Here is a 13,011-nt window from a genome sequence, read left to right on the forward strand (position 1 = left end):
CGGCGAGGATGAAGAACGGGATCGCCATGATCTCGAAATTGTCGATGCCGGTGAAAAGCTTCAGCGCCACCGACTCGGTCGGCACGTTGGTCATCGTGTAGATGAAGGTGAGCACGGTGAGGCCGAGCGCGATCGAGATCGGCATGCCCGTCAGCATCAGCGCGATCAGCAGCCCGAAGATGATGAGCGAGGTCATCGCGTCACCTCCGCGGCGCCGACGCCGGGTTCGTCGACATCGACGCCCTCGACATGGGCGTGGTCGTGATGCGGCAATTCGCCGGTGAAGAAGTAGTGGTAGGCCACCTGCAGGAAGCGGAAGCACATCAAATAGGAGCCGAGCGGAATGCAGAGATAGACGAACCAGCTCGGTATCTCGAGGTCGGGGGATACCTGGTCGGTGAAATACAGCCCGTAGACGAATTTGGCGCCCATGGTGCCGATCACCACGGTGAAGAACGCGCCGGCGAGCAGGCCGAACAGCACGACATAGTTGCGCCAGGGCGATTTGAGCTGGTTGACCACGACATCGACGCCGACATGGATGCCGGTGCGCACGCCATAGGCGGCGCCGAACTTCGCCACCCACACGAACATGTAGATGCAGAGCTCCTGCGCCCAGGACAGGTTGATCGGGAACAGGATCGGAAACAGGAAGGGAATGCCGAGCAGATAGCGGTGGCAGACCGCAATGAAGATGAGCAGGGTCGCGAGCGCCATCAGCGTCGCGATCAATATCTCCTCAAGCCTGTCGAGGATGCGAAGCAATATCAATATGTCCCCCTTCAGGCCGGGCTGCGGACAGCCCTTACCTTCCCAATCTTGTCGCAGCTCGCGCCGCTCGCCCCAAAAATGCCATGGGCTTCCGTGCCGTGACACGGAAGCCCAATCAACATCAACCTAGTTCGTCGCGCCGCGGGTCTCCTTCAGGAATTCGTCGATCAGCGGCTGGCCGACGCGGCCGGCGACATCCTTGTAGACCGGCTCCATCGCCTTGCGCATCGCGGCGTCCTGCTCGGGCGTCAGCTTGATGATTTCGCTCTTGCCCGTCTTCTTGATTTCGGCAAGGGCGTCGTCGTTTTCCTTCTGCGACTGGCCGTTGCCGTAGGCGGTGGCTTCCTTCATGGCCTTGTCGAGCTGGGCACGGGTGTCGGGGGGAATGCCGTCCCAGAACTTCTTGTTCACGACCACGATGTAGCCGATATAGCCGTGGTTGGTCTCGGTGATGTACTTCTGCACCTCGTGCATCTTCTGGGTGTAGATGTTCGACCAGGTGTTCTCCTGCCCGTCGACGACGCCGGTCTGCAGCGCCTGATAGACTTCCGAGAACGCCATCACCTGCGGCACCACGCCGAGCGTGCGGAACTGCGCCTCCAGCACCTTCGACGACTGGATCCGGAACTTCAGGCCGCGATAGTCGGCCGGCGCGATCAGCTTCTTGTTGGCGCTCATCTGCTTGAAGCCGTTGTCCCAATAGGCCAGACCGGTCATTCCCTTGGCGTCCAGCAGCTTGAGAAGCCTGGCGCCGAGCGGGCCGTCGGTCACCTTCCGCAGGGTCTTGATGTCCGGAAGCAGATAGGGAAGATCGAACACCTCGAATTCCTTGACGCCGATCGGGCCGAATTTGGCGTTCGACGGCGCCAGCATCTGCACGGCGCCGAGCTGCAGCGCCTCCAGCTCTTCCTTGTCCTTGTAGAGCTGCGAGTTCGGGTAGACCTCGACCTTGACCTTGCCCTCGGTGTACTTCTCGGCGAGTTCCTTGAACTTCTCGGCCGCGAGCCCCTTCGGCGTGTTGGTCGCGACCACGTGGCTGAACTTGATGACGATCGGCGATTGCGCCGAAGCGGGTCCGGCCAGGGCCAGAGCCGCGATCGAGGCCGCGGCCAAAATCAGTTTGTGCATGTTTCCTCCCGTTATTTTCCTCGGAGCGCACGGCGCGGATTCCGAAGCTTGCATGCCAGATGCACTGATATAGACAAGCCGGCCCAATTGCCATTGCCCGTTAGAAGGGTTCTCCAATCGGCAACGTTTGCTGCACTGCAAAATTTACCATTTGCGTTCCGCCAGCGTGCCGAAGCGGCGCCATCCCCGTCCAATAATCCTTCGCTATGTCTGCCTTCAGCGATCGGAAAGGCTCGCTTTTCTTTCGTCGCGCGATGACGCGGAGGTACTGAGCCAACACGCAGCGGTGTCACCCCCGCGAAGGCGCGGCAGTACGTCGCGGCCTCCCGGTTCGATCAGTGGCGGCTCTGGAATACCGGGTCGCCCGGTCCCGGTGCGCAATTGCGCGCGGGCGATGACAGGTGAGCGTGGGGCGGCATTCTCGCGACATGATCTGCCCGAGGTTTGCATCTCGATTTCCGCCCCCTCCAATCTGAGGGCGCAGGGAAGACCGGGTGCGCGCCGCACCCGCGGTCTCGTGTGCTGTTGCGCATAGCAAGAGATGCACACGAGCATACAGGTTCGGCGGGAGCATCCCGGCCTTCCCTGCGCAATGGCTTTACGGCTTACTTCGCGCTCTTCTCGGAGAACGGCTCTTTTGCCTCCGTCGCCCGCAGGACGCTTTCGCTTCTCGCGGACTTAACGCCAGCACCACGGCGCCAGAACCACACGACTTCACCGTACGCCTCAGCCACACTCGTCAGTCACGGCATCGGCGTCCATCGCATCTCACTGCGCGCTGGTGACGATGGCCAACGCCCCTCATCTCGCGGTGAGACGGCTGCATTGTGCCGCGGATTTGGGTGAGAACGAAAGCGGAATATTTTCGATTCCGCGTCTTGACACCGCTTCTGAAAATCAGAAGTGATTTGCCTGTCGGGCAGTCACATCGCTGCTTTCGACGTGTTGCGCCAGCTTGTCGAGCGTCTGATAACCGAATTCGACTGCGCCGAAACCAATCCCCGCGTCGCGCTGAGCCTTCGTTGGATGCAACTGCCGCAAAGTGATGACTGTCTTGCCATCGCTCTGTTCATCGAACGTGATGGTGGTACGGAACATGCCGGGATCATCGTCCTTGTCGGCGCCATGGTTGAACTCGATCAAGTGCGGCCTCTCGATACGCCGGAATTGCATACGATTCGTGTATCGCTTGCCGCCGGGCGCGGTCATATCGAACCGCCATTCGCCGCCGACGCGAATATCTATCGACTTCGTCTCAACCTTGAACCCGGCCGGGCCGAACCACTGGGGAAGATGGCGCGGATCAGCCCATGCGGAGAATACCAATTCTCGCGGCGCATCGATCACGCGCGAGAGGACGATCTCCCGGTCGAGCGCCCAGGTGGACAGGGGCATTTCATCCTGGCTTGCGTTTGCGGGCATTGGATTTTTCCTCTCGCTTCAGTTTCTCGACGTAGACTTCCAGTCGATCCAAACGTCGCTCCCAGACTTCCCGTTGAGCCGCCAACCAATCCTCGACGGTCTCCAACGCTTCGGCCTTGAGCGAACATGTACGGACCCGCCCAATCTTCTCGGAGGCGACGAGACCGCGGCTCTCCAGAATGCGGATGTGCTTCATCAGGCTGGGCAGCGCCATATCGAATGGCTTCGCCAGTTCTCCGACGGATGCCTCGCCTTCACATAGCCGAATGACGATCGCCCGGCGGGTCGCGTCGGACAGGGCTCCGAAAACGTGGTCCAGTTGCACTGATTTGTTAGCCATGAAGCTAACTATATCAGGGGACACAGATCAGTGTCAATAATTGTTATCCAGACGGCTAACTAATAATTCATGCGTGCAGTGTCCCGGATCGAGTTAGCCAACGCATGATCAGGAGTACATTGCTTTCGAGGTATCAGGTCCGACCGAACCGGGGATGGAAATGCGAAGAGAACTCCAGGTCCGTTGCCGGGCTCGAATTGTTGATCGAATTTCGTCAGCTACTGCGGGCAGAACGGAAGTGCAGGCAGCTGTGAGCTCAGCCAATGGCCCGCATCGGACTTCGCATATGGACGCCCCGGTCGATTATTGATCGTTGGGCTGGCCTTCCTCTCGCAAGGTGCTAAGGTTCCGGTGTATCGGATTGCGCGCGTCCTTATCGCAGGCCCGCCATGCGACGCCGGGATATCACCACCCGTGTTATGCGTGTGGCTGCTGGTGTGGCCGGGAGCAGCCTGATTCTCGTCGCCTGCCCGGCCATAGCGCAGCAGCATCACCATCCACCGCAAGATCAGACCATCCATGAGCGGTTTTATTCCACCTGGATGATGCCGGACAATCGCACCTTGCCATGTTGCAACAACCAGGACTGCGCGCCGGCAGAATCCAGGCTCGAAGACGGTCGTTGGATCGCCCGCAAGATCGGCGGCGACGGCTATTGGACGACTATTCCGCCCGAGAAAATAGAGCATGAGCGCGAGAGTCCCGACGGTCGTAGCCACCTCTGCAGCCGGATCGTCTGGATCTTGAGGCTTGGCGTTGAGGAACTCGTGTATTGCTTTATTCCCGGGGCAGCCTTTTGATCGACGCCTTGTCCGACTACGCCGACCGGAGCGCGGTATGCCGCCGTCAGGGGACCTGCTTTTGGGCGGGGGGAGACCGCCAGGTATTTCACGAGATTTTGCGCCTGCGGAGACAGCGATGCGCGCTTCCGCACGCACAGGGTGAGGTGACGGAGAGCCCAGACTTCGTCCAGCGGAATGATGCGCAGCTTGCGGGCCGCAACAAACTCATCGTGCTCAAGCCGCCTTGCGGCCCCGAACCAGCAGCACGACCACCACGGCGAGCCCGGATGCCACCGTGTACATCGTGAAGGCGTTGAGATAGCCGATCATCGTCGCCTGCCGTGCGATCTCCTTGGCGACGCGGGCCAAGCCAGGCACGGTGTCGAAGCTCCACGCGCCGGTCGAACCCGGCATCGTCAGCGCGCGATTGTAGGGCGTGATCATTTCCGTCATCCGGCTGTAATTGGCACCCGAGGTACGGACGATTTCGGCGATCGACAATGAGATGAAAAAGCTCGATCCGATGTTGCGCAGCAGATGGAAGATCGAGGAAGCCTCGGCGTAGTGCTTTGCGTCCAGCGTACCGAACGCCACCGCCGTGATCGGCACCCACACGACGCCGACGGCAAACCCCTGGATCGCGCTGTTGAGCACCAGTATCTCCATCGTGACGTTCAGATCGAACGTCAGCATCCACATCCCCGCCAGCGTTTGCAGGCCGAAGCCGAAGGCCATGCTGAACCGCGGATCGATCCGGCTCATGAAGCCGGCCATCATGAAGCCGACCAGCATGCCGAGACCGCGGCAGCCGATCACCTGCCCGACCAGCGCATCCGGATAGCCGGCCTGCTGCTGCAGCAGCGGCGGCAGCAGCACCATCGGCGTGAAGTTGAGCATGCCGTAGATCGTCACCAGCACCAGCCCGATCGCGTAGTTGCGATCGGACAGCAGCTTCAAATTCACGAACGGCTCGCGCGTGCTGAAGCTGTGCACGAGAAAGATGTAGAACGCGATGGCAGCGATCAGGCACTCGATCACGATCTCGGTCGAGTCGAACCAGTCGAGCCGGACGCCGCGCGCAAGCACGAGCTGCACGGCGGCCAGTGCCGTCGCCAGGGCGACGAATCCGGTCCAGTCAAAACGAACCCTGGTCATCTCGTTGTCGGGCTGCAGCGTCCACGCCATGCCGAACGTGGCGCAGACGCCGACCGGCACCAGCATGTAGAACGACCAGCGCCAGCTATACATCTCCGCCAGATAGCCGCCGATGACCGGGCCGAAAGCCGGCGCGACCGCGACCGCCATGCCGAAGATCGACATCACCATCGTATGCTGGCGCCGCGGAAACGTGTTGAACAGGATCGACTGCGACAGCGGCACGACGGGCGCGCCCGCCCCGCCCTGCAGGATGCGCCACAGCACCAGCATCTCAAGCGATTGCGCCATCCCGCACAGCAGGGTTGCGAGCGTGAAGCAGGCGATCGACCAGACCACGACGCGCTTGGTGCCGAACCGCGACACCAGCCAGCCGGTCATCGGCGTCACCACGGCGGTGGCGAGAATATTGAACGTCATGGCCCAGGCGATCTCGTCCTGGGTCGCCGACAGCGCTCCCTGCATCTGCGGCAGGATGGTCGACGTCGTCAGCAGCGCGGTGCCGTACAGCGAAGAGCCGAGCACGACGGTCGCGAGCGTGAGGTATCGCTGCGCGACGGACATCGTCCCGGCGGCGTCGTCGGCCTCCATGCGTACGGTGCTCAGGGCTATGTCCTTGCGGCGCCAACCGTGAAATACTAACCTAGCTTACTAATTTTCTTCCGGCGGCTACAACGGCGGCATGCCCAATACCGAAGAATATATTGGCGTTGTGATTTCAGACGTTGCCCGGCTGCTGCGGACGGAGTTCGACCGCCGCGTCCGGCGCCTCGGCATCACGCGCGCACAGTGGCTGGTGTTGACCCGGCTGCATCGTCGTCCCGGCGCATCGCATTCCGAACTCGCCGAGATGATGGAGGTGGAGAAAGCGACCGCCGGCCGCATGATCGACCGCCTGGTGGCGAACGGCTGGGTCGAGCGCCGCACCCAGCGCGACGACCGCCGCGTCAAGCGCGTCTACCTGACGCTGGAGGCCGAGCGGGTGCACAAGCGCATCTGGCGCGTGGCCGAAGACACGGTGAATGCCGCCCTCACCGATCTTTCCGCGCAGGAAAGCAGGCAGCTCATGAGCTTGCTGCAGCGCATCAAGAAAACCCTGGTGTCGGCGGAGAACGGCGAAACGCTGAAATCGCCAGCGACAAATGCGCGCAAGCGCGCCAATGGGTCGGAGGGGCGGCCTGCCGTCAGGACCGCGTCATGACGCGACAGATGAAGCAACTCGCCTTGATCGGCGTGCCGCTGCTGGTGCTTGCGGGAGCGCTGATCATCTGGCTGCAGGGCGGCCGCCACGTCTCGACCGAGAACGCGTTCGTCAAGGCCGACATCGCGCAGATCGCCAGTGAAGTCCCGGGACGTATCATCGAACTCGGCATCCGCGACCATTCGGCCGTCGCCGCCGGCGACGTCCTGGTCCGGCTCGATCCGGCGCCCTACAAACTGTCGCTCGCCAAGGCCGAAGCCGAGATCGATACGGCGCGATCCGCGGTCGAGCAGCTCAAGGCCAATTTGCACGAGATCCGTGCTGAAACGAAGGAGGCGGAGAACAAGCTGTCCTATCTGCAGACCCAGGCCAGGCGCCAGCGCGAGCTGTCCAAAAGCGGCGTGACGTCGGCGGCGAAGCTCGAGCAATCCAACAGCGAAGAGCAGGAAGGCGAAGATCGCGTCGCGGTGTTGCACCAGCGGATCGCGCGCATGGTCGCGGCGCTCGGCGGCAATCCGGACAAGCCGACCGATCAGTATGCCGCCGTCCGCGAGAAGCTGGCGCTGCGCGACCGCGCCGCGCTCGACCTCGCCTACACCGAGATCAAGGCGCCGAAGGCCGGCGTCATCGTCAATTTCAAGCTGCAGCTCGGCGAACAGGTCAAGGCGCAGACGCCGCTGTTCGCGCTTGTCACCGATCGCAGGCCCTGGCTCGAAGCCAATTTCAAGGAGACCGACCTCACCTACGTCACGGTGGGACAGAAGGCCAAGGTCGTGCTCGACATGCATCCTGACGTCACCTGGGACGCCGAGGTGGAAAGCATCAGCCCGGCGACCGGCGCCGAGTTCGCGATCCTGCCGGCGCAGAACGCATCCGGCAACTGGGTCAAGGTGGTGCAGCGCCTGCCGGTGCGCCTGCGGCTGATCGAGCGCGACGGCGAGCCGCCGCTGCGCGCCGGCATGACCGCCTATGTCAGCATCGATACCGGCCGCACGCGCAACATCTCCAGCCTGCTCGGCAGCGGCCCCGCGGCCGCGACACACGTCAAGCCGCAAGCGAGCACGCAGTGAAGTCTGTCTGTGCGTCATTGCGAGGAGCAACGCGACGAAGCAATCCCTCTTCTTTAAACGGCGCGATGGATTGCTTCGCTTCGCTCGCAATGACAGCGGAAGAAAATAAAAACGCGGCGCCGAGGCGCCGCGTTTCGTTCAGCGATCCATGACAGATCAGCCCGCCGCCTGCGCCGGCATGTCGCGCTGGCGCTTCATGACGATCTTGTTCAGCGCGCCGAGATAGGCTTTTGCCGAGGCGACCAGCGTATCCGGATCGGCGGCCTTCGAGGTCATCGAACGGCCCTCATGGGCGAGCCGCACCGAGACTTCGGCCTGCGCGTCGGTGCCTTCGGTCACGGCGTGGACCTGGTACAGCTCCAGCTTGGCGTCGTGCGGCACCAGCGCCTTGATGCAGTTGAAGACCGCATCGACCGGGCCGTTGCCTTCGGCTTCCTCGATCTTGATCTGGCCGTCGATGTCGAGCTTCATGGTCGCGCGCTGCGGACCATGGGTGCCGGCGATGACCGTCAGCGAGGTCAGCTTGATGCGGTCGTGGGAAGCAGCCATTTCCTCGTCGACCAGCGCCTCGATGTCCTCGTCGTAGATGTCCTTCTTGCGGTCGGCCAGCGCCTTCATGCGGTTGAAGGCGTCTTCCAGCTGGTTGGCGCCGAGCTTGTAGCCCATCTCTTCCAGCTTGTGCACGAAGGCATGACGTCCCGAGTGCTTGCCCAGCACCAGCGAGGACTGCTTCAGCCCGACCATCTCGGGACGCATGATCTCGTACGTGGAAGCGTCCTTCAGCACGCCGTCCTGGTGGATGCCGCTCTCATGGGCGAAGGCGTTGCGGCCGACGATCGCCTTGTTGTACTGCACCGGGAACGAGGTCGCCGCCGATACCAGCTTCGAGGCGCGCGTGAGCTGGGTGGTGTCGATCTTGTTCCAGTACGGAAACTTGTCGTTGCGCACGTTGATCGCCATCACGATCTCTTCGAGCGCGGCGTTGCCGGCGCGCTCGCCGATGCCGTTGACGGTGCACTCGACCTGGCGGGCCCCGCCGACGATGCCGGCCAGCGAGTTCGCCACCGCCATGCCGAGGTCGTTATGGCAGTGGACCGAAAAGATCGCCTTGTCGGAGTTCGGCACGCGCTCGATCAGCGTCTTCATGAAGTGGGTGTATTCCTCCGGCACGGTATAACCCACCGTGTCGGGGATGTTCACCGTGGTGGCGCCGGCCTTGATGACGGCCTCCACGATGCGGCAGAGGTAATCCATCTCGCTGCGGGTGCCGTCCTCCGCCGACCATTCGACATCGTCGATCTGGTTGCGGGCGCGGGCGACGTTGGCGATCGAGAGGTCGATCACCTGCTCCGGCGTCATGTTCAGCTTGACGCGCATGTGCAGCGGCGAGGTCGCGATCACGGTATGGACGCGGCCGCGCCTGGCGAATTTCACCGCTTCCGCGCAGCGGTCGATGTCCTTGGGGTTGGCGCGGGACAGGCCGGCGATCACGGCGTTCTTGGAGCGGCGGGCGATCTCGCTGACCGCCTGGAAGTCGCCTTCCGAGGTGATCGGGAAGCCGGCCTCGATGACGTCGACGCCCATGTCATCCAGCAGTTCGGCGACTTCGAGCTTTTCCTCGAACGTCATGGTGGCGCCGGGGCACTGCTCGCCGTCGCGCAGCGTGGTGTCGAAAATGATGACGCGGTCCTTCTCGGACTTGTTGGCTGATGTCATGTTCTGAATTCCTTTTGGGTATTGGCGCCGGTTCAAAGGCGCTGAAGGGGTCTGGTGATCTCGCTCAAAACCCCTGAGTGCCCAGGCGCAAATGCCCAGACGGCCCTCAGGGGCCGATAAGAAGCAGCAGCCCGCCAAGAAGGAGGGTGGGCGCGGACGCAGCCGGGCAAGCGGGGGCAGCCTCGGCCGCTCCACCCTGAATCCCCTGATTTTCGCTGCGAATCAGCATTGCCAGACCCTTTTGGACGCCAAATTCTCGGCCAAAACCATTGACGGTTCGTTGCCGCGACGGCGTTCCGGGCCTGTTCTAGACGAGAAATGCCGCCGGCCGCAATGCCAAAAGAGGGTCAGAATGGGTGACCTAATGGCAAGCCCGGCCACGACGAATTCCTTCTACTTCTTCCCCTTCCCCTCGCCCTCGAGCGCCTCGCGGACCTTGGCGAATTCGCTGCGGTCGGCCTTGTCGACTTTCGGGAAATGCAGGTCGAGATTGTCCAACGCGGCGACGATGGTCGAGCCGATCACGACGCGGGCGAACCATTTGTGGTCGGCGGGGACCACGATCCATGGCGCCCGGTTCGATGACGTGTGGTGGATCATGTCCTGGTAGGCGGCCTGGTATTTCGCCCACAGCTTGCGTTCGCCGATATCGGCCATCGAGAATTTCCAGTTCTTGGCGGGCTCTTCCAGCCGTTCGAGGAAGCGCTCGCGCTGCTCCTCCTTCGAGACGTTGAGAAAGAATTTCAGGATCACGGTGCCGTTGCGCGACAGGTAACGCTCCATCGCGGAGATGTCCTCGAAACGCTCCTTCCAGATGTCCTTGGTGACGAGTTGCTGCGGGATCTTCTGTTTGGCGAGGATTTCCTCGTGCACCCGCACCACCAGGCACTCCTCGTAATAGGAGCGGTTGAAGATGCCGATGCGGCCGCGCTCGGGCAGCGCGATCATGCTCCGCCACAGGAAATCGTGGTCGAGTTCCCTGCTCGAGGGCTGCTTGAACGAGGTGACCTCGCAGCCCTGCGGGTTGACGCCCTCGAACACGCTCTTGATCGCGGAGTCCTTGCCCGCGGCGTCCATGCCCTGGAAGATCAGCAGCAGGGACCAGCGGTCCTGCGCGTAGAGCTTTTCCTGGAAATCGTTGAGGCGCTTGCGGTTGGCCTCGATGATCCTGGTCGCCGCCTCCTTGTCGAGGCCGCCTTTTTCATTCGTCTTGTGCGACTTCAGATGAAACTCGGCCGTGCCGTCGTAGCGGAACGGGACGACGTAGGGTTTCAGTTCATCGGCCAGCGATTGCGCGTTTTTCTTGCTCATCACTCACTCAACCCTTCACGCCTTCTTTGGTTGCGGCTTCCATCGGTCGAGGACGCTACCAAGAATGCCCTTGGGAAGGAATATGATGAAAAGAACCAGCAGCAGGCCGTAAACCAAATTGTCCCAGCCGACCGCCTTGGTGCCGAAGCCGATGCGCAGGATTTCGGCGAGCAGGATGGTGATGATGGCGCCCACGGTCGGGCCGAGCGAGACATAGAGCCCGCCGACGATCACCGCGAACACCATCTGCAGCGACACCGCGATGCCGCTGACGGTGTCGGGCGAGATGAACATCTGGTACTGGCAGTACAGCGCGCCGGCGAGCGCGGTCATCAGCGCCGAGATCAGCGTGATCTTGAGCTTTTCCGCCGTGACGTTGACGCCGGCCGCAGCGGCTGCGTCCTCGTCCTCCGAGATCGCCTCCATCGCGTAGCGGCTCATGCTGCGATCGACCCAGCGCCAGATCAGAAGGCCGAACACCCAGACGCCAAGCGCGATCAGGTACCACGTCGTCTTGCTGTCGAACTGCAGGGCGATCAGCCCGTGACCGCTCGGCGCGCGGTTCGGCGTATAGCCGAGCGAGCCGCCGGTGTAGTCGCGCGTGGCGGTGATGATCTGCAGCACGATGCCGGACAGCGCCAGCGTCACCAGCACGAAATAGTGCCCGGTGATGCGGAAGCGAAAGCAGGGATAGGCGACGATCAGCGCCAGGATGCCCGCCGCCACCATGCTGACGGGAATGCCGATCCAGGGCGAGACGCCGAGATGGTTCCAGAGCAGCGCGGTGACATAGGCGCCGACGCCCATGAAGCCGCCATGGCCGAGCGACACCAGGCCGAAGCGGCCCATGATCGACCATGCCGTGTAGGCGAACGACCAGATCAGGATCAGCACGAGGATGTGCAGGTGATAGGGATCGCGATAGAGAAAGGGCAGCGCGATCAGCGCGGCGAGGCCGACGCCCCAGGCGGCATTGCGGGAATTCACGAGCGCCTCGCCAGAAGGCCCGCGGGCCGGATGAACATCATGACGATGAAGAAGGCGAACGCCAGCACGTAGCCCCATTCGAGGTCGGAGAACAGGCCGCCCAGCGAGATGATCTGGGCGAACACGAACGCCGCGATGAAGCCGCCGACAAAATTGCCGAGGCCGCCGAGCACGCAGATCAGGAAGGTGATCGGCCCGAACGACAGCCCGACGAAGGGATGCACGTCGTACTGCAGCACCAGCAGGCACGCCGCGAGGCCGGCGAGCGCACCGCCGAGCGCCGAGGTGATGAGATAGATGCGCTTGGTATCGACACCCATCAGCGGCATGATCTGGCGGTCCTGCGCGACGGCGCGGATCGCGGTGCCGGTATAGGTGCGCTTCATGAAGAAGTAGATCGCCAGCATGCCGAGCAGTGCTGCGATGAAGGCGAGCAGCCGCGAATAGCTGAAATGCATCTCGCCGATCGCCAGCACCGGCAGGCGGATGCCGAGATTGCGGAAGTCGATGCCGAAGGCGACGGTGGCAAAGCTCTGCAGGATGAACAGCACGCCGCCGGTCGCCAGCAACTGGTTGACCGGCGGCGCCGTCAGCAGCGGCTCGATGACGAGGTAATGCAGGAGGGCGCCGAGGCCGGCGACCAGCAGGATCGCGATCGGAGCAGCGACCCAGTATGGCAGGCCGAACACCTGGACCATGTAGTACATGCCGTACATGCCGATCATGACGAGCTCGGCGTAGCAGATCCAGGTGACGTCGATGACGCCGAAGATCAGGTTGAGACCGAGCGCCAGCAGCGCCAGCACGCCGCCGAGCAGGATGCCGTTGACCACGGCTTCCAGCAGATAGATGTCGAAGATGTCGAGAAAACCTTGCATCACGCTCCCTTATTTTTGCGCATGATCTTTTCGAAAAACCGGTCCCCACTTTTTCGGATCATGCGTTAGACCCCGAGATACGCCTGCTTGATGGTGTCGGTCTTCATCATGTCTTCCGAGGTGCCCGACGCGCGGATGGTGCCGGCTTCGAGGAGGTAGGCGCGGTCCACCACTTTCAGCACCTGCTGCACATTTTGCTCGACGATCAGGACCGTGAGCCCGCTGGCGCGGATGCGCTTGACCAGTTCGA

13 protein-coding genes and 1 pseudogene are annotated in these 13,011 nt (G+C 62.5%); 3 read left to right on the top strand and 11 right to left on the bottom strand.

Features of this window, described 5'->3' with window-relative positions; all coding sequences use genetic code 11:
• From V7E26_RS25830 to V7E26_RS25850, 5 genes are all read right to left on the bottom strand, one after another.
• The coding region (locus V7E26_RS25830; RefSeq protein ID WP_324421755.1) for a TRAP transporter large permease subunit at positions 1 to 196 on the bottom strand (196 nt) is incomplete at its 3' end.
• The gene (locus V7E26_RS25835; protein WP_324421772.1) at positions 193 to 768 is read right to left on the bottom strand and encodes a TRAP transporter small permease; all 576 of its coding nucleotides are present in this window, start codon (positions 766 to 768) and stop codon (positions 193 to 195) included. The genes V7E26_RS25830 and V7E26_RS25835, both read right to left, overlap by 4 nt.
• A 129-nt stretch (positions 769 to 897) precedes the next feature.
• A complete protein-coding gene (locus tag V7E26_RS25840) occupies positions 898 to 1,899 on the bottom strand; it encodes a TRAP transporter substrate-binding protein (protein WP_324421756.1) in 1,002 nt (333 codons plus the stop codon).
• 897 nt (positions 1,900 to 2,796) lie between these two features.
• Positions 2,797 to 3,321, bottom strand: a complete 525-nt coding sequence (locus V7E26_RS25845) for an SRPBCC family protein (protein ID WP_324421757.1) — start codon at positions 3,319 to 3,321, stop codon at positions 2,797 to 2,799.
• Entirely contained in the window at positions 3,296 to 3,661 is a 366-nt protein-coding gene (locus V7E26_RS25850) for an ArsR/SmtB family transcription factor (RefSeq protein WP_324421758.1), read from the bottom strand. The genes V7E26_RS25845 and V7E26_RS25850 overlap by 26 nt, the downstream gene beginning before the upstream one ends.
• Positions 3,662 to 4,050: 389 nt before the next feature.
• On the opposite strand from V7E26_RS25850, the gene V7E26_RS25855 reads away from it, so the two are divergent.
• Positions 4,051 to 4,461: a hypothetical protein gene (locus tag V7E26_RS25855; RefSeq protein WP_324421759.1), complete on the top strand. Its 411-nt coding sequence runs from the start codon at positions 4,051 to 4,053 to the stop codon at positions 4,459 to 4,461.
• A gap of 216 nt (positions 4,462 to 4,677) precedes the next feature.
• On the opposite strand, the gene V7E26_RS25860 is transcribed toward V7E26_RS25855, so the two are convergent.
• Complete coding sequence (locus V7E26_RS25860; RefSeq protein WP_324421760.1) at positions 4,678 to 6,189, bottom strand: DHA2 family efflux MFS transporter permease subunit; 1,512 nt, start codon at positions 6,187 to 6,189, stop codon at positions 4,678 to 4,680.
• A gap of 91 nt (positions 6,190 to 6,280) precedes the next feature.
• On the opposite strand from V7E26_RS25860, the gene V7E26_RS25865 reads away from it, so the two are divergent.
• On the top strand, positions 6,281 to 6,799 hold the full coding sequence (locus tag V7E26_RS25865) for a MarR family winged helix-turn-helix transcriptional regulator (protein WP_324421761.1): 519 nt from the start codon (positions 6,281 to 6,283) through the stop codon (positions 6,797 to 6,799).
• Entirely contained in the window at positions 6,796 to 7,869 is a 1,074-nt protein-coding gene (locus V7E26_RS25870) for an HlyD family secretion protein (protein ID WP_324421762.1), read from the top strand. The genes V7E26_RS25865 and V7E26_RS25870 overlap by 4 nt, the downstream gene beginning before the upstream one ends.
• A 156-nt stretch (positions 7,870 to 8,025) precedes the next feature.
• On the opposite strand, the gene V7E26_RS25875 is transcribed toward V7E26_RS25870, so the two are convergent.
• From V7E26_RS25875 to V7E26_RS25895, 5 genes and pseudogenes are all read right to left on the bottom strand, one after another.
• Positions 8,026 to 9,585, bottom strand: a complete 1,560-nt coding sequence (locus V7E26_RS25875; RefSeq protein ID WP_324421764.1) for a 2-isopropylmalate synthase — start codon at positions 9,583 to 9,585, stop codon at positions 8,026 to 8,028.
• 393 nt (positions 9,586 to 9,978) lie between these two features.
• Positions 9,979 to 10,896, bottom strand: a complete 918-nt coding sequence (locus tag V7E26_RS25880; RefSeq protein ID WP_324421766.1) for a polyphosphate kinase 2 family protein — start codon at positions 10,894 to 10,896, stop codon at positions 9,979 to 9,981.
• 15 nt (positions 10,897 to 10,911) lie between these two features.
• Complete coding sequence (locus tag V7E26_RS25885; protein WP_324421768.1) at positions 10,912 to 11,883, bottom strand: branched-chain amino acid ABC transporter permease; 972 nt, start codon at positions 11,881 to 11,883, stop codon at positions 10,912 to 10,914.
• Positions 11,880 to 12,761 (bottom strand): branched-chain amino acid ABC transporter permease, encoded by an 882-nt coding sequence (locus V7E26_RS25890; RefSeq protein ID WP_324421770.1) that lies wholly within the window; start codon positions 12,759 to 12,761, stop codon positions 11,880 to 11,882. The genes V7E26_RS25885 and V7E26_RS25890 overlap by 4 nt, the downstream gene beginning before the upstream one ends.
• Positions 12,762 to 12,826: 65 nt before the next feature.
• Positions 12,827 to 13,011, bottom strand: a pseudogene (locus V7E26_RS25895) (branched-chain amino acid ABC transporter ATP-binding protein); the annotation flags it as partial.

Source organism: Bradyrhizobium sp. (assembly GCF_036735945.1).
Lineage (GTDB): Bacteria > Pseudomonadota > Alphaproteobacteria > Rhizobiales > Xanthobacteraceae > Bradyrhizobium.

Bases quoted from the DNA above. Each gene is read 5' to 3' on its own strand.
- V7E26_RS25840 (WP_324421756.1), bottom strand. From the start codon at position 1,899: ATGCACAAACTGATTTTGGCCGCGGCCTCGATCGCGGCTCTGGCCCTG.
- V7E26_RS25845 (WP_324421757.1), bottom strand. From the start codon at position 3,321: ATGCCCGCAAACGCAAGCCAGGATGAAATGCCCCTGTCCACCTGGGCG.
- V7E26_RS25850 (WP_324421758.1), bottom strand. From the start codon at position 3,661: ATGGCTAACAAATCAGTGCAACTGGACCACGTTTTCGGAGCCCTGTCC.
- V7E26_RS25855 (WP_324421759.1), top strand. From the start codon at position 4,051: ATGCGACGCCGGGATATCACCACCCGTGTTATGCGTGTGGCTGCTGGT.
- V7E26_RS25860 (WP_324421760.1), bottom strand. From the start codon at position 6,189: ATGGAGGCCGACGACGCCGCCGGGACGATGTCCGTCGCGCAGCGATAC.
- V7E26_RS25865 (WP_324421761.1), top strand. From the start codon at position 6,281: ATGCCCAATACCGAAGAATATATTGGCGTTGTGATTTCAGACGTTGCC.
- V7E26_RS25870 (WP_324421762.1), top strand. From the start codon at position 6,796: ATGACGCGACAGATGAAGCAACTCGCCTTGATCGGCGTGCCGCTGCTG.
- V7E26_RS25875 (WP_324421764.1), bottom strand. From the start codon at position 9,585: ATGACATCAGCCAACAAGTCCGAGAAGGACCGCGTCATCATTTTCGAC.
- V7E26_RS25880 (WP_324421766.1), bottom strand. From the start codon at position 10,896: ATGAGCAAGAAAAACGCGCAATCGCTGGCCGATGAACTGAAACCCTAC.
- V7E26_RS25890 (WP_324421770.1), bottom strand. From the start codon at position 12,761: ATGCAAGGTTTTCTCGACATCTTCGACATCTATCTGCTGGAAGCCGTG.